At 61.0% G+C, this 259-nt stretch carries 1 pseudogene; it reads left to right on the top strand.

Annotated features, from left to right (window positions below):
- A pseudogene (locus tag R0J88_RS21325) lies at positions 1 to 259 on the top strand (GTP cyclohydrolase II); the annotation flags it as partial.

Genomic DNA, 259 nt, shown 5'->3' with positions numbered 1-259 from the left:
CTGCTCTATCTGCGTCAGGAAGGCCGCGGCATCGGCCTGCTCAACAAGATTCGCGCCTATGAGCTGCAGGATGGCGGTGCCGATACCGTCGAAGCCAATGAGCGCCTAGGCTTCGGGGCTGACATGCGCCGCTACGATATCTGTGTGCCGATGCTGGAGCATCTCGGCGTCAGCACTCTCAAGCTGATGACCAACAACCCGCGCAAGGTCGATGCCCTGACGCGTGATGGTGTCACCATCAGTGAGCGCCAGCCGATCA

Origin of the sequence: Pseudoalteromonas sp. SIMBA_162 (genome assembly GCF_046535955.1) — a bacterium.
In the GTDB taxonomy this organism is placed as follows: domain Bacteria; phylum Pseudomonadota; class Gammaproteobacteria; order Enterobacterales; family Alteromonadaceae; genus Pseudoalteromonas; species Pseudoalteromonas marina.
The sequence above is the reverse complement of the archived record's forward strand: the minus strand, read 5'-3'. Positions and strand labels throughout refer to the sequence as shown.